At 68.7% G+C, this 20,938-nt stretch carries 14 protein-coding genes; 2 read left to right on the top strand and 12 right to left on the bottom strand.

The features are described 5' to 3' along the window. The 3 genes from D7Y21_RS19765 to D7Y21_RS19775 form a co-directional block, all read right to left on the bottom strand. On the bottom strand, positions 1-1,638 hold a 1,638-nt coding region (locus D7Y21_RS19765; RefSeq protein WP_147469330.1), incomplete at its 3' end, for an ATP-binding cassette domain-containing protein. 25 nt (positions 1,639-1,663) lie between these two features. Next, entirely contained in the window at positions 1,664-2,674 is a 1,011-nt protein-coding gene (locus D7Y21_RS19770; protein WP_120566686.1) for an HlyD family secretion protein, read from the bottom strand. Positions 2,675-2,684: 10 nt separating this feature from the next. Further along, positions 2,685-4,301, bottom strand: coding sequence for an efflux transporter outer membrane subunit (locus D7Y21_RS19775; protein WP_120566687.1), 1,617 nt, complete (start codon positions 4,299-4,301; stop codon positions 2,685-2,687). A 229-nt stretch (positions 4,302-4,530) separates the two neighbouring features. Between D7Y21_RS19775 and ppk2 the strand changes: the two genes are divergently transcribed. After that, positions 4,531-5,331, top strand: coding sequence for a polyphosphate kinase 2 (gene ppk2 / locus D7Y21_RS19780; RefSeq protein ID WP_120566715.1), 801 nt, complete (start codon positions 4,531-4,533; stop codon positions 5,329-5,331). A gap of 54 nt (positions 5,332-5,385) precedes the next feature. Here the strand turns inward: ppk2 and D7Y21_RS19785 are convergent, their stop codons facing one another. From D7Y21_RS19785 to D7Y21_RS19820, 8 genes are all read right to left on the bottom strand, one after another. Further along, on the bottom strand, positions 5,386-7,455 hold the full coding sequence (locus D7Y21_RS19785; protein WP_121715028.1) for a PQQ-dependent sugar dehydrogenase: 2,070 nt from the start codon (positions 7,453-7,455) through the stop codon (positions 5,386-5,388). Between the two features lie 110 nt (positions 7,456-7,565). Next, positions 7,566-9,239 (bottom strand): serine hydrolase, encoded by a 1,674-nt coding sequence (locus D7Y21_RS19790; protein ID WP_121715030.1) that lies wholly within the window; start codon positions 9,237-9,239, stop codon positions 7,566-7,568. 170 nt (positions 9,240-9,409) lie between these two features. After that, positions 9,410-12,709 carry an Ig-like domain-containing protein gene (locus D7Y21_RS19795; RefSeq protein ID WP_147469331.1) on the bottom strand — a complete coding sequence of 1,100 codons (3,300 nt, stop codon included), beginning with the start codon at positions 12,707-12,709 and terminating at the stop codon, positions 9,410-9,412. A gap of 99 nt (positions 12,710-12,808) precedes the next feature. After that, positions 12,809-13,750 carry a DUF808 domain-containing protein gene (locus D7Y21_RS19800; protein WP_121715034.1) on the bottom strand — a complete coding sequence of 314 codons (942 nt, stop codon included), beginning with the start codon at positions 13,748-13,750 and terminating at the stop codon, positions 12,809-12,811. Between the two features lie 89 nt (positions 13,751-13,839). After that, positions 13,840-16,902, bottom strand: a complete 3,063-nt coding sequence (locus D7Y21_RS19805) for an ATP-binding protein (protein ID WP_121715036.1) — start codon at positions 16,900-16,902, stop codon at positions 13,840-13,842. Between the two features lie 110 nt (positions 16,903-17,012). Continuing rightward, a complete protein-coding gene (locus D7Y21_RS19810; RefSeq protein ID WP_120566693.1) occupies positions 17,013-17,417 on the bottom strand; it encodes a DoxX family protein in 405 nt (134 codons plus the stop codon). Positions 17,418-17,517: 100 nt separating this feature from the next. Then, the gene (locus D7Y21_RS19815; RefSeq protein ID WP_147443369.1) at positions 17,518-18,348 is read right to left on the bottom strand and encodes a hypothetical protein; all 831 of its coding nucleotides are present in this window, start codon (positions 18,346-18,348) and stop codon (positions 17,518-17,520) included. Between the two features lie 158 nt (positions 18,349-18,506). Next, the gene (locus D7Y21_RS19820) at positions 18,507-19,562 is read right to left on the bottom strand and encodes a Gfo/Idh/MocA family protein (protein ID WP_233612206.1); all 1,056 of its coding nucleotides are present in this window, start codon (positions 19,560-19,562) and stop codon (positions 18,507-18,509) included. 55 nt (positions 19,563-19,617) lie between these two features. On the opposite strand from D7Y21_RS19820, the gene rnhA reads away from it, so the two are divergent. After that, positions 19,618-20,085, top strand: a complete 468-nt coding sequence (gene rnhA / locus D7Y21_RS19825) for a ribonuclease HI (protein WP_120566695.1) — start codon at positions 19,618-19,620, stop codon at positions 20,083-20,085. 72 nt (positions 20,086-20,157) lie between these two features. Here rnhA and D7Y21_RS19830 read toward each other — a convergent pair whose 3' ends face one another. Further along, on the bottom strand, positions 20,158-20,841 hold the full coding sequence (locus tag D7Y21_RS19830) for a DUF72 domain-containing protein (RefSeq protein WP_199735457.1): 684 nt from the start codon (positions 20,839-20,841) through the stop codon (positions 20,158-20,160). Positions 20,842-20,938 lie beyond the last annotated feature (97 nt).

Below are 20,938 nucleotides of genomic sequence, written 5' to 3' on the forward strand. Positions count from 1 at the left end.
GTGTTGATGCTCGTCTTCGGCTTCGGGCGCGGGGGCGGGAGTCGCGTCCTTGCCCTCGGCGCGTGCCTTCTCCGCGATGGCGTCTTCCATGTAGCCGATGAAGGCGGTCTCCAGGCTGTCCGCGTTCCGGGCCTCGATGAGCTTCTGGGGGCTGTCCGCCGCCAGCACCTTGCCCGCGTTCATGAGGGAGATGCGGTCGCAGCGCATCCCCTCGTTCATGAAGTGCGTCGTCACGAAGATGGTGACGCCCTGCTTGCGCGACAGGTCGATCAACAGCTCCCAGAAGCTGTCGCGGGCGACCGGGTCCACTCCCGACGTGGGCTCGTCCAGGATGAGGATCTGCGGCCCGTGCAGCACGGCGACGGCCAGCGAGAGCCGCTGGCGCAGGCCCATGGGCAGGTCCCCGGCCAACGCCTCCAGGTGCGCGCCCAGTCCGAACCGATCCACCAGTTCGTCGATGCGTGCCTTCGCCTTGTCTGGAGGCAGGTGGTAGAGCCGGGCGTGCAGGACCAGGTTCTGCTGAACGCTCAGCTCGCCGTAGAGCGAGAACGACTGCGTCATGTAGCCCAGGTTCTTGCGCACCTCCATGCTGCCCGCGTCCACGGAGCTGCCGAAGAGCTTCGCCGTGCCTTCCGTGGGAGGCAGCAGGCCGGTCAGCATCTTCATGGTCGTGGACTTGCCGCAGCCGTTGGAGCCCAGGAAGCCGAAGATCTCCCCGCGCTCGATGGACAGGGTGACGTGGTCGACGGCGGTGAAGGTCCCGAAGCGGCGGGTCAGTCCGTGGGCCTCGATGGCCAGCTCCGCGTTGCCCGGCGCGCGGGGCGGGATGGTGATCTCCTTGTGGCCCCGGCGCTTCTCCTCGGGCAGCAGCGCGATGAAGCACTTCTCCAGGTCCTGGGTCCCCGTGCGCTCCATCAGCTCCGCGGGAGTTCCCGTCGCCAGCACGCGCCCCGCGTCCATGGCGACGATCCAATCCCACTGCTGCGCTTCATCCATGTACGCCGTGGAGATGATGACGCTCATGCCGGGGCGCCCGGCGCGAATCTCGTCGATGAGGGTCCAGAACTGCCGCCGGGAGAGCGGATCCACGCCGGTGGTGGGCTCGTCGAGGATGAGCAGGTCCGGGTCGTGCACCAGCGCGCCGCACAGCCCCACCTTCTGCTTCATGCCGCCGGAGAGCTTGCCGGCGGGGCGCTCCGCGAACTTTCCCAGGCCGGTGGCCGCGAGCAGCTCCGGGACGCGCACCTTGCGCTCCTCGGGGGACAGCCCGAAGAGCCGGGCCATGAAGTCCACGTTGTCGTAGACGCTGAGCTCCAGGTAGAGGTTCTTGCCCAGGCCCTGGGGCATGTACGCGATGCGCGGCCCCACTTCACGCCGGTGCCGCGCGTCCGCGATGTCCCCATCGAGGACCATGACACGCCCCTGCTGCATCTTCTTGGCGCCCGCGACCAGGGCCATCAGCGTGGACTTGCCCACGCCGTCAGGCCCCACGATGCCCACCCGGATGCCGCTGGGAACGTCGAGCGAGAGGCCGTCCAGCGCCACGGCCTTGCCGTAGCGGTGGGTCACGTCCTGGATGGAAACCACGAGCTGATGGGTGGAGCCGGCCGGCGCCCCTGGAGACACGGATGAGACCATGGCGGGGCCCTCCCTTGTCGCCGGGCTAGTGGGGTTCGGATTCCGCCGTGACGACGTTCTGCAGCCGGGACGGCCACGCCGCGTCAGGGTCCACCTTCACGTAACCGACGCCGCGGATGCCTGTCTTGATGCGCTCCACGTAGCGGCTGGCCAGCTCCCGGGGGACCTGGAGCTTCAGGCGGAACACCAGCTTCTCCCGCTCGCTCTTCGTCTCCACCTGCTTGGGCGTGAACTGCGCTTCCGGCGACACGAAGGACACGTAGCCGGGGATTGAACGGTTGGGTTCGAAGTCGACGGTGAGGCGCGCCTCGGAGCCAATCTTCACGCGGGCGGCCTCGCTCGCGGGCAGGAAGATCTCCATGAAGACGTCCTCCAGGTTCACGAGCGTCAGCGCGGGTCCGCCGGGAGACAGCACCTCGCCGGGCTCGGCGAGGCGGTAGAGGACCCGGCCTGTCACCGGGGACTTGAGCGTCGCATCGTTGATGCGCGTTTGAATCGTCGCCGCGTTGGCTCGCGCGACTGCGATCTCCTCCCGCGAGGTCTTCAGCGTGGCCTCGGCCTCCGCCAGGCTGGCCCGGGTGGTCTCCAGCTGGCTCGTCCGGACGTCCACGTCCCGCTGCGAGCCGGCGCCTTGCGCCACCAACCTCCGGGCGCGCTCGGCCTCGATGGTGGCGAGCTCAATCTCACTCTTCTGTTTGACGATGCCCGCCTCGGCCACCGCCAGCTTCTCCTGCGTGGCCGCGACGTTCGCGTTGGCCTCCGCCAGGCTGGACTCCAGCGTGGTGGTGTCCAGGCGCACCAGCACCTGCCCTGGCTTGACGAGGTCGCCTTCGTTGACGAGCACCTCCCGCACCCGCAGGGGCTCCTTCGCGGAGACATCCGCCAGCTTTGACTCGATGCGGCCGTTGCCCGAGACGATTCCCTCCGGCAGCGCGGACTTCTTCCCCTTCCAATACTTGAAGCCGATGAACGCGACGATCGCGAGGGCGACCAGCCCAATGATCCACTTGAATTTCCCTTTCGGCTTCCAGGGCATGGCGGACTCTCTATGGCTTGACGGGTTGCGAGACCGTCTTGGTTTCTTGCGTCCGCGGCTTGGACAGCATGTCGCCCCAGTGGGTCCGCTGCTCCATCTCGGACTGCATCGGCTCCGGCACGATGGGCTGGTTGCGGCGGACCTCCCAGCCTCCGCCCAATGCCTTGTAGAGGGCGACCAGGTTCGTGGCGATGTTGGAGCTCGTCTGGGCCAGGTTGTTCTGCTGTTCCAGGAGCGACCGTTGCGCGTCCAGCACGCGCTGATAGTCCACGGCGCCTTCGCGGTACTGCACCACCGCGAGCTCCACCGACCGCTGCGCGGACTTCACCGCGGCCTGCTGGAAGGTCATGGCCTGCTGGGCGTGGATGAATCCCGTCAAGGCGTCCGCCACCTCCTGGGCCGCCTTGAGCACCGTGTTGCGGTAGTTGACGAGCAATTGCTGGAACCGCGCATCCTCGACCCGCACCCCGTTCTTCAGCCGGCCGTAGTTCAGGAAGGGGAAGACGATCCGGGGGCCCACGGAATAGAAGAGGCTGCCCAGGGAGAAGAGGTTGCCGGAGGCCGCGGCGCTGGTGCTCGCCTGGAGCCCGATCGACCCGAAGAGGGAGAAGCTCGGATAGAGCTCCGCCTCCGCGATGCCGATCCGGGCGCACTGCGCGGCGGCGGACAGCTCCGCGCTGCGGACATCCGGGCGTCGCCGCAGGATTTCAGCCGGCATGCCGACGGCCACCGTCGCGGGCGCCACCGGAATCTGCTTGGGGCCCGCCAGCAGCGCCTCCACCTCGCCCGTGGGCTGGCCCAGGAGCGTGCTCATTGCGTTGCGGGCCTGCTCCAGCCCGGCTTCCAGCTGGGGGATGGTGGCCCGGGTGCTCTCCAGCAGGGTCGCGGCCTGCGTCACATCCAGCTCCGAGGTGACGCCGTTGCTGAAGCGCGACTCGGCGATCCGGTAGCCCTCCTCCTGGATGCGCACGTTCTCCAGCGCCTGCGCGATGAGCACCTCGTACGTGCGGACCAGGACATAGGTTCGCGCGACCTCCGCGGTGAGCGAGACGAGCGAGGACTGGTAGTCCGCCACCGACCCGAGCAGGCTCGCGGTCCCCGACTCCACGCCCCGCCGGTACTTGCCCCAGAAGTCCACCTCCCACAGCGCGTCGAAGCCCAGCTGGTACTCCAGGAAGTGGCGGTCGATGGAGCCCAGGTTCTGCAGGTTGATGGGATTGGCCGCGGCTGAGTTCTCACTGCGCCCCACCGCTGCACCGCTGGCGTTGAGGGCCTGGAACTGCGGATACTGCCGGCCGGTGAGGATGGCCAGCTGGGCGCGAGCCTCGACGATCCTCAGCCCCGCGATCTGCAGCGGCAGGTTCTGCCTGGCGGCGAGCTCGACGAGCCGGTCCAGCGAGGGATCGCCAAACGACTTCCACCATTGGGTGTCGACCGCGGCCTGCGTCGACAGGCGCGGGTCGCCCTGGGTGCGCCACTCCTTGGCGACCGCGGCCTCGGGCTTCTTGAAGTCGGGGCCGACCGCGCACCCTGAGAGCGCGGCGAGGACGCCGAGCAGCGGCACGGTGCCGACGAAGGATGCGAATCCCGGCTTCATCCCCTGCATGGCGCTGGCCGTCCCCCGCATTCGCGACACCTCGATGGGCGGGGAGATTCCGCACGGAGGGATGCGCGCGGAAGTACGAGCTGTCCGGATGCCCCAGGGGGCAATCCCCGATGTCCGCTGGCCCATGCCCGACACGGACTGGGGGCGGAAGGGCTGTCATCCGTCAGACCCGGTGCGCGTTCCCGGCTGGCGGACGCCCTCCCCAATGGCACGCATTGCGCGTACCGGAGGGCCGCACAACCCTATGGCCATGGCACAGGACACCCGCAAAGAGCCCCTGAAGCGAAAGGCCTACACCCAGGAGCTCCGCAAGCTCCAGTCCCAGCTCTGTCAGCTTCAGGAGTGGGTCAAGCACACGCAGATGCGCGTCATCGTGGTGTTCGAAGGCAGGGACGCGGCGGGGAAGGGTGGAACGATCCGCGCCATCACCGAGCGGGTGAGTCCCCGGGTGTTCCGCGTGGTGGCCCTCCCGGCGCCTTCGAGCCGGGAGAAGTCCCAGATGTACCTGCAGCGGTACGTGCCGCATTTTCCGGCGGCGGGCGAGATCGTGATCTTCGACCGCAGTTGGTACAATCGGGCCGGCGTCGAGCCCGTGATGGGCTTCTGCACGCCCGAGGAGCACGAGCGCTTCCTGATGGGCTGCCCCGTCTTCGAGCAGTACATGGTCGACAGCGGAATCCTCCTGCTGAAGATCTGGCTGGAGGTCGGCAAGGAGGAGCAGGCGCGGCGGTTCGCGGCGCGGATCGACGACCCCTTGCGGCAGTGGAAGCTGAGCCCCATGGACATCAAGTCCTGGAAGCGCTGGTACGACTACTCCAAGGCGAGGGATCAGATGCTGGCCGCGACGGACACGCCCTTCGCGCCCTGGCACATCCTGCGGTCCGACAACAAGAAGAAGGCGCGGCTCAACTGCATCCGCTTCCTGCTGGAGAAGATTCCCTACGAGAAGGTGAAGCGCGCCAAGGTGAAGCTGCCGCCCCGCTCCACGCATGGCAAGTACGACGACGACGCCTCGCTCAAGGGGCGGAACTTCATCCCCGATCTGTACTGAGCGCCGTGACGAGGTGAGCCCTTCGTCACGGCGCTTCAGTGTCCGGGACGCTCGCTACAGGCCCAGCACGACGCGGAAGATCCGCTCATTGCTGTTGTTGGGGATGCTGTCCTTGTCACCCTGGTTGGTGGTGGTCATCCAGAGGTTGCCGTCCGGGGTCGGCTCCACGGTGCGCAGCCGGCCGTAGGTGCCGACGAAGAACTGCTGCACGTTGGTCAGGTTGGTGCCGCTGATGACCTCGCGGTAGAGGCGCGTGCCGCGGGCGCAGGCCACGTAGAGGACGTCGCGCACCACCGCGATGCCGGAGCACGAACCGTCCGCCGTGGAGTAGGTCTGCTTCGGCGCGATGTACCCGGCCGTCGCGCAGCCCGAACCGCCCTGGGACACCGTGCCCTCGCAGTTGGGCCAGCCGTAGTTGCCGCCCTTCTGGATGAGGTTGGTCTCGTCCATCACGGAGTTGCCGAACTCCTGCTCCCACAGGCGTCCCTGGGAGTCGAAGGCCAGCCCCTGCGGGTTGCGGTGGCCGTAGCTCCACACGTAGTTGCCGAAGGGGTTGTCGGACGGGACGGTGCCGTCGGCGTTGAGGCGCAGCACCTTGCCGGCCAGGTTGTTGATGTCCTGGGCGTAGGCGCCGTTCTGGGCATCGCCCGTGGACGCGTAGAGCTTCCCGTCCGGGCCGAAGCGCAGGCGCCCGCCGTTGTGGAACTTGTTGCGGCCGATGCCCTGGAGCAGCACCTGGAGCGACGCGGTGTTGAGGGCGCCATTCTCATACCGCAGCCGCACGATGCGGTTGTCGGTGGGGGAGGTGTGCATCACGTACAGCCAGCGGTCGGTGGCGAAGGTGGGGGAGAGCTCCAGCCCCATCAGGCCGCCCTCGCCGTCGGTGCTCTGCACGTTGGGGATGGTACCCACGGACGTCTTCTGGCCCGTCGCCGGGTCCAGGCGAATGATGTTCTGCGCGTCGCGGCGGCCGTAGAGCGCCGTCCCGTCCGGCAGGTTCACCAGGCCCCACGGGATGTCCGTGTCGGTGGCGACCTGGATGACGGAGCAGACAGCGTTCGCGCAGGCCTGGCCGGTGGTGACCGTCACGGACGTGCTCTGGGCGGACGCGTTGGCCTGGGCGTCGCGGGCGAGCACGGCATAGGTATAGGCCGTGTTCGCGGACAAACCGCTGTCGACGAAGGTGGTCCCAGGCGGGGAGCCGGCCACCGTGCCAATCTTCACGCCACCCCGGAACACGTCATACGCGCTCACGCCCACGTTATCGGTGGACGCGGTCCAGTTCACCGTCACGCTGGTGCCGGACGCGGTGGCGGTGACGCCGGTCGGGATGCTGGGAGCCTGGGTGTCCGCCTGGCATTGCGGCGGGGTGATGGAGAGCGTGGCGCTGCCCTGGGAGACATTGCCCACCGCGTCCCGCGCATTCACATACAGGCCCCAGGTCACGCCGGGGACCACGGTCAGCCCGGTGGACACCGTGGCGCCGGAGAAGGACTTCATCAGCTGGCCGTCATGGTAGACGTCGTAGAAGGCCACGCCCTGGTTGTCCGTGGACGGCGACCACGACAGCGTGGCCGAGTTGCACGTCACGTTGGACAGCGCGAGCCCCGCGGGCACGGTGGGCGCCTGGGTGTCGGCAGGAAATGACCACTGCTGGTTCGTCTGGGCGTTGCAGGTCCAGACGATGACCTTCGAGCTGTTGGCGGTGGCCTGACCGGACACGTCGAGGCACAGCGAGGTCGCCGTGTGGATCACCGCGCCAGCGGTGTTGCGGACCCACCGCTGGTTCGCCGTCCCATTGCAGGCGGCGATGACGGCCCGGGCCCCGGAGCTGGCGGTCTCCGGCTGGACGCACCACGAGCCACCGAACGCGCGAAGCTCGCCTTCCGGCGTGAAGAGGAACCGCTGGTTGTCCTGGCTGTGGCAGTCATAGATGTGGAGCTCCTGCCCCGCGGTCTGGCTGTTCTGCGCCACGTCGAGGCAGCGGCCGGACTGCACGCTGACGAGCCGCGAGCCGGCGACCACCGCGGCGGTCTGGGTCTGGAGTTCGGGGCCGTCCTCCGGCTTTTCTCCACAAGCAGTGACGGTGACCAGGACTCCGGCCAGCAGGTGACGAACATTCATTGAGACGCTCCTTTGCATTCCTCCTCTTTCAGGAAATCCGTGGAAGACCTCAAGTGAACTCTCTGGAACGCACCGGCGGGTGTTGAGCGGCTATCAACAGGCCCCCAGGTTCAATTGCCTGCCGCCGAAGCCGCTCTCACCGGCTCCGCTCTCTGAAGCCGCTCCGCGCGGAACCGGCGCAGGCGGCGGTTGCTGATGGTCAACCCGTCGACTCCGCCGGAGGCCGCTCGCGTGAACGTGACCGCGCCGAGCGAGCCGGCGAAGCGGTCTCCACCGACGGCCTCCAGCACCACCTCGTCCCGGCGCGGCCAGCGGATGGCCAGCTTCCCGTCCGTGACGCGCACCGTGTAGGTCATGTCGACCTCGTCGCTGCGGTACTGCCCCGCGAAGGACGCCAATGCCGAAGCCGTGGGCTTCGGCTCGCTCACGCGGACGAAGGGCCGCGTCGTCGGCCAGGCGTCCCGGATGCTCAGCTCGCGTGGGGTCGAGAAACGCCAGACGTGCATCGACTCGCCTGGACGGAACGCACCATCGCCCACGGGCACGAAGGCGGTGGGCACGCCGACCTGGCGCAGCGCTCCGTCCTTGAGCTCCAGCCGCACCAATTCATCCGTCAGTGGACTCCAGTAGTCGCCCGCCAGCGCCGACAGCTCCGTCTCCGCCATCTTCACGACGGGCGGCAGCTCTTCCTTCAGGTGCGCGCCCAGGTACACGTCGGCGACCTTCCGGGCGAGCACGCTGGCGTCAATCAGCCCGCTGTTGCAGAGCGTGACGACGGCGACCCGCTGGGCGGGAAAGAGGAGGGCCTCCGTGCGGTAGCCGCCGTCCATGCCGTCGTGGCTCACCATGTCCAGGCCGCGATACCCCATCAACCGGAGGCCGCCGCCGTAGCCCGTCACGGTGCCGTCGTTCAACCTGCCGGAGGTCCGCACCAACGCGACCAGCGCCTGCCCACCGACGCGTGCGTCGAGCAGGTTCTGCTCCCACTTCAGCAGGTCGCCAACCGTGGAGAACAGATTGCCCGCGCCGTAATGGTCGGAATTGGAGACGCTGAGGCGCCAGCCACCGCCGTCGCGGGAGGTGTAGCCCCAGGCGCGCCGGGAAAAGAGCTCGGTGTGGTCCTCGCGGAAGCGGGTGTCGGTCATCCCGAGCGGCTTGAAGATCCGCTCGTGGGCGAACGCTTGCAACGACTGGCCGGAGACACGCCGCACCACGACCGCCAGCAACGTGTATGCGGCATTGCCATACAGGACTTCTGCGCCCGGTTCGAAGTTCACGCCGCGTTGCCGGCTCAGCGCCCAGAGGACGTCTGCTTCGGTGGACACGTCGTCACCGCGCCAGCCCGCCAGGTTCAGCAACTGTCCCTGCTCACGCAACCCGTTGGTGTGATGCATCAGGTGCGCGAGCGTGACCGTCTTTGCATACGCGGGCAGCTCCGGCACGTACTTGCGGATGTCATCGTCCAGCGAGAGCTTGCCCTCCTGCGCCAGCAGTCCAATCGAGAAGGCCGTGAACTGCTTGGAGATGGAGGCGATGGAGAAGACCGAGCGCGGCGTGACAGGGGCGTCGTGCTCCAGGTCCGCCATGCCGTAGCCTCGCGCGTAGTCCAGCACGCCGTCGCGTGAGATGCCCACGGCGCAGCCGGGCACGGTCTTGCTCTTCCACTGCGAGAAGAGGGCATCCACCTGCTTGTGGCGGCCTCTGGGCGGAGTGTCCGCGGCCAGGGCAGGGGCACACGTGAGCGCGGCGAACAGGAACGACGACACGAGCAGCTTGCGCGGCATGGAGCGCTTCCAGGGCAGGAGGTGAACGGAGCCACCCTGCCTGCCCTGACGCCACGCTGTGGGAGTGTTCAGCCGGTGGGGACGGGCCCGCGGTGAACGGGCACCTCCGTGCGGCGAACGGGCCGCACGGCCGGGGAGCATGCCCATTCATGCTCCCCGGCTGCGTCAGCTCACGGGTGACAGGTCCGGTATTGCGCCACGGTGGAGGCGGTATTCACCGAGCAATACAGCGACTTGCTGGACGTGTTTCCCCATTTGTCCTTGGCGGTGACGGAGAACAGCATGTCCGACTGGATGGAGCCGGTGCCCGGGATGTTCCACCACGTGGACCAGGGCGCCTGGGTGAGCGTGGCGGAGAAGGCGGGTATCAGGACATGCGCGAGGGTGATGGACTGGATGCCGCGAGGGTCGCTCGCGGGCTCCGCGGAGATGAGGTAGGAGCGGCCCGAGCCATAGAGCGTGAGGTTGATGGTGGGCCCCGTGTTGTCCGCCGTCACGGTGCGGGTCTCCGGTGAGCTGGAGACGCCGTTGATGTCCGTGCACTGGAACAGCAGTGAGTAATCACCATCCGCGCGGCCCGTGGTGTCGACCACGAATTCATAGGGCGCGGTGGTGTCCGTCTGGGTGACGGAGCCCCCCTCGCGCAGCTCCACGTGGTGCACGCCCTCCGTGTCCGTGCACTGCACGGTGAACTTCGGCTTCTTCGGCTGGGTGTCGTCCCGGATGATGCCGGTGATGACAGGCGGGGTGAGGTCCTTGATGAACGACGTCACGAAGTTCGCCGTGTTGCCGCACAGGTCGCGAACGACGGCCTGGAACGTGTGAGCCCCCGCCGCCATCGCGTCCCCGAACTCCAGCACATAGGCCGGGGTCGTGGGCTGTGCCACCAGCGTCCCGTCCACATACAGCGCATACGGATACTCGACGCCACAGCCGTCCGTCACGCTGACATTCAGACGCACCAGCGAACTCAGCTGCGTCTTGGTGAAGGTCACCGCCGGGGGCCTGCGGTCGAGCGGGGCCGCCAGGGAGGTGGTCCCCTTGTTGCCGAAGGCGTCCGTCACCTCCACGGTGAGGTTGTGGGCCAGCGGATCCGGCGGCGTGTAGCTGGCTTGATACGCCGTGGCTTCGTTCGTCCGCGTGGCGAAGACAAAGCCATCCACCTTGAAGTCCACCCGCGTCACCGCGGAGCTGTCCGTCACCGAGACATTCACCGTGAACGGCGCCTCGTCGCCCGCTCCCACCGTCATCGTCAAGCCGGGCGGCGTGTTGTCCACCTTCAGGTTGAAGTGCTGGACGGCGGCGTTCAGGTACTTGTCGAAGACCTTGATGGCCACGTCATGGGTGCCATCGGTCCAGGTGGAGGTGTCCAGCGCGTGCTCGTAGGGGGGCACGAAGATGCCGGCCATGAACTGGCCGTCGGCGCTGAAGTCCACGGCCTGGATTCCGGACGGGTCGCTCGGCGTGACGGAGTAGAGGGGCTGCTTCGGCGTACCGGAGCGCAGGACGGAGAAGGTGGGCGACTGCTTGTCCATCGCGACCGTCACCGTTCGCGTGGCCAGGTTGCCCCAGTAGTCCCAGGCCTCCAGCCGGATGGTGTGGTTGCCATGGGCCAGCGCCGCGCCCGGCAGGGTCTGCTCGAACTGCCAGCCGGACAGCGTCTTGATCTGCGCGCCGCCGTCCACCACCAGCCGCGGCGCGGTGGTGTACTGGTCCGGCAACTCAGCGTCGGTGATGGTGCCGGTGCATTCGATGTCCTGGTTCACCTGCCGGCAGCTCAGCGTCGTCTGCGGCGGCACCGAGTCCGGCTTGTAACCGACGTTGACGGCCGCGAACGCCCGCGCCACGGCCTTCATCCGGGGGCCGCCGTGAACGCCGTCCCGCGCGGTCGCCGCCGCGAGCGCCGCCTGGCGGGCCTGCAGGTAGTCCGTGTCCATCGGCATCAACTGCACAGCCTGCGCCCAGATGCGCAGCGCTTCCGTGGGCCCCAGGCCACTGAACCCTTCGGGCACCAGGTCGCAGTGCCACGGGCTCGTGGTCTGCGTGCTGCAACCATAGGCCAGCAGCAGGAACATCCGGCTCAGGGGGCCTCCGGAAAGGTGCGGGTCCCTGCCTCCAATGTCCGCGAACCACTTCGCATACGTGGGCTCCAGGAGGTTGCGGACCACTGCGCCCGTCTCCTCGGCAATCGTGAGGTTCGAGGGCTTCAGCACCACCCCATCGATGTTCGTCGACGTCGACGATGCCCGCTTCGCGTCGCGCAGCAGCTCGGTGGCGAAACCAAAGATGTCTCCCGTGCCCTCATTCAGCCCGCCCCGCTCCGAATACTCGTACGGAATCTCCGCGGGATCCCCCGCCAGCTCCCGGGCGAAGAAGTCATGGGCCATCTCGTGGGCGACGACGTCGGTGGTCGTGAACGGGGTCTTGGGATTGACGCCGAGGGCGCGGTATCCGAACTGGAGGATCGGCTTGTGCTCGTCGGGGTCATAGAAGGCGTTCGCTTCGTTGACGTGCACCTGGATGTCGAAGGTCGTGCCGTTTCCCGTCGGGCCGGCGCGCCCCAGGAAGGTCTCGTAGATGGACCACGCCAGGCCCACGGCGTGGTAGGTGTCCACCGCCGCGGTCTCCCCGTTGGTCCCGAGCGGGCCTCCTCCGCTGTATCGGAGCCCGTCACCCAGGATCAGGTCCGAGGTGTAATAGAGCTCATAGTAGCCGCCCCGACCCTGCGAGACGTAGGCGTAATAGTCATTGTGGTACACGTCCCGCAGCCAGGTGGCCCCTCCCAGGGTTTCGGAGAACACGGAGAGGTTGACCGCGCCCGCGTAGTAGCCCGTGCCCCGGGCCTTCTTGAACGTCCCCTGCACGCCCGTGTGTCTGAGCGGATCCAGGCGCAGCACCTCTCCGGAGCGTGCATCCACCTGCGCGAGCCATCGCCTGGACACGTCCCCGGCCGTGCCGAGCTTGAGCAGGTAGATGAGCCGCAGGTCCGTCACCACCCGCTCGAAGTCCTCGGCGTTCCGGGGACCGGCGAGGCGCGGGGCAGCCGCGTCCTTCCGGAGCTGGCGCACCTCCGTGGGCACGAGCACGAGCCGCGCGGACTCCACCTTCGCGGTGGCGTCCTTCAGGGCCGCGAGCGCGGCGTCCCGGGCCTGGGCTTCCGTGAGCCGGGCCTCCGTCTCCACGGCGCCCGTGGGCTGGAACCGGACGTTGGAGAAGAAGGTCTGGCCCTGCGCTGACTTTGCTTCCAGGCCCCAGACCGGCACGCCCCGGAAGTGGAGCGTCTGCTGCACCCCCTTCGCGTCCGGTACCAGGGAGACATCCCGGAGGTCGAAGCCGCGCTCCGCGACCAGTTGCTCGGCCCGCGTCCGGGACTGGGCCTGCACGGGCTCCGGAGCGTCTTCCGACGACGTGGGACCACAACTGAGACACAACAAGACAAGGCTGCCCCGCAGCCAGGAACGCGATTGCATGGAACTCCCCCTCTGCTGGACTCGTGAAGACATCCAACACCCGTGATTGCATGAATTACTGCTTTCATGCAATCCCACCCATGGCGAGGGGAGACCTGGCTACTTCTTGGCGGCGCGGCCCTTGAACAGCTTCTGGCCCAGGGTGACGAGCAGCACCAGCAGGGCGCCGGCGCCCAGGCCCACCGCGGCGTTGAGCACCATGGGGGCGAGCCCGCCCAGGACGTTGCCCACGCCCGGGACGCGCCCGGCCCACGCGGTGAAGGACACCTCCGCGTGGTGCAGGCCGGAGACGCCGTGCACGAGGATGCCGCCGCCCACCAGGAACATGGCCGCCGTTCCCGCCACGGAGAGGAACTTCATCAGCCACGGCGCAGCGCGGAGGATTCCCCTGCCCAGGCCCTGCGCGAAGCCACTGCCCTTGCGGCTGAGGTACAGGCCCGCGTCGTCCAGCTTCACGATGCCCGCCACCAGCCCGTACACGCCCACCGTCATGATGAGGGCAATGCCCACCATGACCGAGACGCGGGTGGCGAAGTCCACCTCCGCCACGGTGCCCAGCGTGATGGCGATGATCTCCGCGGAGAGGATGAAGTCCGTGCGCACCGCGCCCTTGATCTTGTCCTTCTCCAGGGCCACCCGGTCGACGCTCGGGTCCTCCAGCGTCTTGCGCAGCTCGGCGTGGTGCGCCTCGTCCTCTTCCTTGCCGTGCAGGAGCTTGTGCGCCAGCTTCTCCGCGCCCTCGAAGCAGAGGAAGGCGCCGCCCACCATCAGGAGCGGGGTCACCAGCCAGGGCGCCAGCGCGCTGATGGCCAGCGCGGCCGGCACCAGGATGGCCTTGTTGACGAGCGAGCCCTTCGCCACCGCCCACACCACGGGCAGCTCGCGGTCCGCGTTCACGCCCGTCACCTGCTGCGCGTTGAGCGCCAGGTCGTCTCCCAGCACACCCGCCGTCTTCTTCGCCGCCACCTTCGTCAGGATGGAGACGTCATCCAGGATGGTGGCGATGTCGTCGATGAGCGCAATCAGGCTGCTGCCTGCCATGGATGTCTTCCGGGCTGGGGGGTGGGGACGTCACCCTGCTGCAGCGCGGATTAGCACAGCTGGAGGAGCCGCGCTCCAGCGACGGCGGGTCACCCACCCGGGCTCAGCTCCAACGGCAGCACCGCGGTGAAGGTGGCGCCTCCGCCCTTCGTGGGCTCCAGGTGGATGCTCCCCCCGTGGGCCTCCGCGATGTGACGGGCCATCCACAGTCCCAGCCCGAAGCCGCCGTGGTAATTGGCGGGGACGGCGCGCTCGAAGCGCCCGAAGACGCGCTCCTGGTCCTCCGGCCCGATGCCGGCGCCATGGTCCTGCACCGCCAGACTCACCCGGCCCTCCGCGCGCGCCACGGTGACCTCCACGGGCCTGCCCGTCCCGAACTTGAGGGCGTTGTCCACGAGGCTGTCGAGCAGCTGTTCCAGCCTCGTGGGGTCATAGCTCCCCACCACCGGCAGGGGCGCCTCCAGGGTGAGGACGCAGTCCGCGCGCAGGGCCTTCTCCCGCGACCGGGCCACGACCGCGGCCGCGAGCTCCGCCAGGTCCACCTCCCGCCGTGAGAGGTCCAGCGGTCCGGTGACGAACTCCGACACGTCCACCAGCTGCTCCACCAGGCGCGCCAGGCGCTGGAGGTGCTTCTCGGTCGTCCGCGCCTTGAGCCGGGTGGCTTCCGGGTTCGCGTCCGGGGCCCCGGCGTCCAGGCCGCGCACCAGGGACTGGAGGCTGAGCGACAGGGCGCTCACGGGCGTGCGCAGCTCGTGGCTGGCGAGCCGCAGGAAGTCGTCCCGCGTCCGCACGGACTCGCGCAGCGAATCCTTCTCCACCTCGTTGCGGACCACCTCCCGGCGCACGCGGGCCATGTCCAGCTGGGTGCGCACCCGCACCAGCAGCTCGCGCGCGGAGAAGGGCTTCACCAGGTAGTCATCCGCGCCGCTTCGCAGGCCCTCCACCGTGGCCTCGTCGCCCGCCCGCGCGGACAGCAGGATGATGGGGATGGCGCGCGTGCGTTCGTCGGCACGCAGCTCCCGCACCAGGCCAAAGCCATCCAACACCGGCATCATCACGTCGGAGAGGATGAGGTCCGGCGGCCGGACGCGCGCCTGCTCCAGCGCGTCCTGTCCGTTCCTGGCGGCCTCCACGTGCGGGAAGACGTGCTTGAGCAGACCCGTGACGTAGGCGCGCAGGTCGGCGTTGTCGTCCACCAGGAGGATGCGGGAGCGCGCGAGCTCCGCGGAGACCTCTGGCGAGAGCGGCGCGGAGGCGGGCGGCGCCCCGGTGTCCATGGCGCTGACGTCCGTGGACCAGCGGCGCGCCTCCTCCACGAAGGGGATGGCGCCCGAGGGGACCGGCCCTGGCCGGAAGGTGCGCTCGACGCGCTCCGGGGGCAGGTGGTCCGTCCCCCGCGGCAGCCGCAGGGTGAAGGTGGTGCCCCTTCCCAGCTGGCTCGTCACCGCGACGCTGCCCCCATGCAGCTTCACCAGCTCCTGCACCAGCGCGAGCCCGATGCCCGTCCCCTCGTGGCTGCGGCCCTGGGTGACGCGGACGCGGTAGAAGCGCTCGAAGACGCGCGGGAGCTCCTCCTCGGGGATGCCCACCCCCGTGTCCTCCACGCGAAGGACGGACTGCGCGTCCTCCCACTGGAGGCTCACGCGGATCTCCCCGCGGTAGGTGTACTTCACCGCGTTGGAGAGCAGGTTGAGGACAACCTTCTCCCACATCTCCGGGTCGACGTAGAGGGGCTCGGGCAGGGGCGGACAGTCCACCACCAGCCGCAGGCCCGCGCTCTCCACCGCGGACTGGAAGGTGCTCGCGAGGTTCGTGGTGAAGACAGACAGGTCCACGGGCAGGTAGCGGGCCTGGGCCCGTCCCGCCTCCATCCGGGAGAAGTCGAGCAGGGTGTTGACCATCTTGTAGAGCCGCAAGGCATTGCGGCGCACCAGCTCCAGCGGCTCTCCCTCCAACGACTTCGGCGTCCCCGCCAGCGCGTCCTCGATGGGGCCGAGGATGAGCGTGAGCGGGGTGCGGAACTCGTGGCTGACATTGCTGAAGAACGCCGTCTTGGCCGCGTCCAGCCGGGCCAGCTCCTCCGCCCGCTGCTTCTCCTGCTCATAGGCGCGGGCGCTGGCGATGCTGGCGCTGAGCTGCCGCGCCAGCAGTTGCAGGAAGCCGCGGTACTCGTCGTCCAGCGCGCGCAGGGGGCTCAGGCCCGCCACGAGCACCGCCGTGGTCTCCGTCTCCACGCCCATGGACACGGGGAGGACGAGCGCTCGCGTCGTGGGCTCGGGCCAGGGCCCGCCGGGAAGGGGCCCGAAGCGCTGGTGGAGGTCCTCCAGCAGGACCTCCTGTCCCGACCGCGTGACACTCGCGAGCGGCCAGGAGGACGTGTCGTCCAGCGCCAGCGCGACGGGCGCGGCGGTCCCCCCACGCTCCAGGCCCGCGCAGCTGACCAGGCGCGCCTGCTCCGCCTTGACGACGTAGAGCAGCGCGAAGGGCACGTCGTACGCCGCCTGCGACAGCACCTCCTCCAGCGAACGGAAGATGTCCTCGACCTTCTTGTCCAGGGCCATCCGGATGGAAAGCTCCCGGAGGATTCCCAGCCGGCGGTCACCCACCACCTGCCGGGTCGTCTCACTCGCGATGGCGAAGAGGCCGGCGATCTCTCCCGACTCGCCGATGGTCGGGTTGTAGGACCAGGTGAAGTAGGACTCCTCCCGCAGGCCACCGGGGCGGCGCGCGAAGTTGACGTTCCCGTCTTCGATGTAGATGGGCTCGCCCGTGTCCTGGGCGCGCTGCATCAGCGGCCCCAGCTGCGCCCACTCCTCGACGAGCGCCTCGTTTCCGCGCGCGCCCAGCGTCTGGGGATGCTTCGCCCCCAGGATGGGCCGGAACGGGTCGTTGTAGAGCATGCGCAGCTCGGGGCCCCAGAAGAGGATGATGGGGTAGGGCGAGCGCAGCATCGTGCTGACGGACGTCCGCAGGGACTGGGGCCAGTGCTCGAGCGGGCCGAGCGAATTGCTGGACCAGTCATGGGCCCGCATCAGGGCGCCCATCTCACCGCCGTGCTGGATGAAGGGCTCCTCCCGGCCCTCGCGGTGAGGTGTGTTCCGCACCTCGGGGTCGCTGGGAGCCGGCGCGCGCGAGTAGGTCGAGGAGCTCATCGAGCAAGTTCGTTAGCACACGGCCCCGAGGCCGGGCGGGGCGTGTGGGAGGAAGGTTGACCCCTCGACGCAGGCCCTGGAGGGCGAGCAGCCAGCCACCCCGTGGGCGGCTACGTGCGGGAGTGGCCCCGGCGCGCGGCGTCCACGCTCCAGATGCCGGAGCCGTGAGCGGCGATGTAGAAGAAGACGAAGCAGTAGAGCGCCGCGAGCTCGCCCTGGTTCAGCAGAGGGTTGAGGTTGCCCCCGTTGGGGACCACGTGCCCCATGAAGAAGGCGAACGCCATCGTGCCGCTGGAGATGAACGCCGCCGGGCCGGCGAACAGCCCGAGCGCCACGAGCAGGCCGCCCAGGAACTCGATGCCCCCCGCGCCATAGACGATGAACGGTGGCGCCCCGGCGGGCATCCCTCCGAACATGCCGAAGACCTTCTGCATGCCGTGCAGCATGAACATCAGCCCCGCGGCGATGCGGAGCAGTGCGTAGATGCGTTCAGCGTGGGGCCGCAGGAATCCCATGGTTGTTCTCCGAGCGTGTGCCGGGGGATGGAAGGTCCCGGCACGCGCCCGTGAACCATAACGGCGGGCCCGTGTCCACGCCGCGCACGGGCCCGAGGCGTCACTTGCTGCTCTGGACCACGGTCTCTTCCACGATGGTGAGCTTGTCCACCGCGCCCGTCATCCCGATGTGCGTGAAGGCGCTGTAGGGATAGGCGCCGTCATCGAGCTGCTCCACGAACTCGATTTCATCGCCCGTCACCTGTCGGCCATCCTCCAGGTTCACCGTGAACGCGCCTTCCTGGAAGCGCACGCGCCAGATGCAGGCCCCCACGCGGCCCACGCCCGTGGTCACGCCGAAGCCCTCCACGCCGAAGTACAGGTCCGGGTGGCGCATGCGGTCCATGTACGCCCAGATCTGCACGGAGGACCACTCCCACCAGCGGTGCGGGAGCATCATGGCCACCATCTCGCCCTGGTTGCGCACGTTGATGGCGTAGGAGGAGCCGCCCGGGCTTCCGGTGAACGTGGGCAGCATCCGCATGCCGCCATCGGGGTTGCTCGGGTCCGGGGCCAGCGACAGCGTGCTGATGACCTGGTCCTCGTTGCGGCCGTAGAACCGGATGCCCTCATCGCTCGCGCCGAAGTCCACGATGGACTTCTGCCGCCAGCTCTCGGCGCGGCCCATGAGGCCGACGACGCCGTCCTGTTCCAGGCTGTTCAAGCCGGTGACCACCAGGCCCTCGTCGGTGGACTTCAGCGCCGCGCTGCCCGTGCCACAGTGGGCGATGCCCTCGAAGCGCTGCACACAGTTCCGCGGGGCCGCCATGACCTCCTGTGACGCGGAGGCGGCCTTGGCCTCCTCCTGCGAGGGTTCCCCCTGACAGCCCGCGAATACTCCCACCAGCGTGGCCGTCAGCAGCCGGCCCACGAACATTCCTGCTCGCATCATGGACATCCATTCCTCCTCGGGGTGGACAGCGGAGGCCAGATGTCTGCAATGGACAGACCACTGCGCCCAACCGAGACAGTCACTCGGATGGCAATGATTGCCGTGGGGAGGCTGTGACGGTCCAGGTCACAGGAAAGCCGGTTTTGTGGCCTTTGCGGTTATTTCTGTCGCAGCCCGTCATTCTTGACGCCCAATTGTTTTCGCGCCGCGTCGATGGTTTCGAGCACCGCGATGCTGTGTTGCAGCGGATGCAGGGGTGACTCGGTGCGTCCCTCGGCGATGTGCTGTGCGACGGCGGCCGCCTGCCAGGCGAGGCCCTCGCTGCCGTGGATGCCGGACGGGTCGGTCCAGCGCAGCCGCTGGTCCGACCTGGCAGCCTTCAACGTGAAGCCGCCGGGGGTGAAGAAGCGCGAGTCGAGCTGGAGGCGCGCGTGCGTCCCCGCGATGACGGCCTCCTGGGGTGTCTCCGCGAAGAGGGTGGTGTGCAGCAGCGCCTGGGCGCCCGTGGGGTAGGTGAGGACGAGGGCCGCCTGTCCGTCCACGCCTGTCTGGGTGAGGGTGCCCGTGGCGTGGATGTGTGGCGGCGGGCCGAGCACGAGGTGCGCGAGCCAGATGGGATAGATGCCGATGTCGAGCAGCGCGCCACCGCCGAGCGCGGGGTTGAAGACGCGGCCTTCGGGGTCGAAGTCGAAGCAGCCTCCGAAGTCCGCCATGACCAGACGGATGTCGCCGAGCACGCCGTCCCGCAGCAGTCGTTCGATGAGCAGGGTTTGCGGGAGGAAGCGCGACCACAGGGCCTCCATGGCGAAGACGCCCGCGGCGCGAGCGGCCCGGGCGATGTCGCGGGCCTCGCCAGCGTCGAGCGCGAGCGGCTTCTCCACGAGGACGTGCTTGCCGGCGGCGATGGCGAGCAGGGCCTGTCGCTTGTGTTCGCTGTGGGGAGACGCGACGTAGACGATGTCGACGTCGGGGTCGGCGACGAGCTGCTCGTAGGACTCGTGGACGCGCGGGACGCCGTACTGCGCGGCGAAGCGCCGGGCGCGCTCGGGGGCACGCGAGGCCACCGCGTGGACGCGCTGGTCGGTGTGCCGGTGCAGGGCCCAGACGAAGCCACCGGCAATCCGCCCCGGAGCGAGCACGCCCCAGCGAAGCAAGGGCCCTCCGCGCAGGGGGATGGCCTCGACGTGGGGGAGGGTGCTGGGGAAGGCGCTCACGGTCCAGACTCTAGCCGGGGGACGCCGGACGCGGATGGAGTAGGGTGCGCGTCCGATGTCGCTCCCGCTCGTGCACATCTACTGCGATGGCGCCTGTTCGCCGAACCCCGGCCTGGGAGGCTGGGGCTCCATCCTCATCGCTCCCGAACGCCAGGGCTACCGCAAGGAGCTCCAGGGCTCGGAGGCGGACTCCACCAACAACCGGATGGAGTTGACCGCGGCGCTCGTCGCGCTGAAGGCCCTGAAGACGCCGTGCCGCGTCCAGGTGTTCACCGACTCGAAGTACGTGTGCAACGCCTTCGCGGAGAAGTGGCTGGACACGTGGCAGGGCAATGGCTGGCGCACGTCGGGCAAGAAGGCCGTGTCCAACGCGGACCTGTGGCGCGAGCTGCTGGAGGCCGTCCGCGTTCATGAGGTGACGTGGCACTGGGTGCGCGGCCACTCGGATGACGTGGAGAACAACCGCGCGGATGCGCTGGCCGTGGCGGCCCGGTTGGAGCTGGCGGCCCGGCTCGGACGGTAGTCCCAGGGTGCTCGCGGAAGGATGCGCTCGTCCAGCGAGACGAGCGCACGGGCCATCCGTGCGGTGATGGGCTCATTCCGGGCGTCGTGCATCGAGGTGCAGCAATGATAGGGCATTCGGCATTGCCGCGCCCTCCGCCGTGTTGTCGAAGATGCACCACACCCGGCGGCCGGACTGCTCGTGGCCCGCAATCTCCACGGCCAGGGCCTCCAGGAACGCCTGGGAATATTCGGAGTAATACATCTTCGGCGAGCCGTGCAGCCGGTAGTAGACGACCTCCGCGTCTGGAGGCTGGGGCGCGCTCACCGCGGGCGGATCCGCTCTCACGTAACGGATGCGTGCGTCGTCCAGCACCTGCCGGGCCTCGTCCGTGAACCAGGTCCGGTGCCTGGGTTCGCACACGACGTCCACCGCGGTCCGCTCCCGCAGGGACTGGAAGAACGCGTGGGCCGTTTCATGCTCGTGCTGGAGGCTGGGCGGCAGCTGCACCAACAGGCATCCCAGCTTGGCTTCCAGGTGGCCCGCCTCGCTCAGGAAACGCTCGAGCGGCTCGCGTGCGTCGCGCAAGCGCAGCTCATGGGTGATGACCTTGGGGACCTTCACCGCGAAGCGGAACGTCTCCGGAACGCTGTCACGCCAGCGGGCGTAGGTGCCGGGCCGGTGCGGCCGGTAGAAGGAGGAGTTGAGCTCCACCGCGGGAAGGACGCGCGCGTAGCGCTCCAGGTGGGTCCCCGTCGTGGGGAAGTGTTCACCCACCGCGCTCGACAGGCTCCAGCCGGCACCGCCGATCCGGCAGCGCTCGTGAGAGGGGTTCGAAGGTCCGTGTCGCACCCGGAGAAGCTAGGCACGGACC

Source organism: Corallococcus sp. AB045 (genome assembly GCF_003668895.1).
GTDB lineage: Bacteria > Myxococcota > Myxococcia > Myxococcales > Myxococcaceae > Corallococcus > Corallococcus coralloides.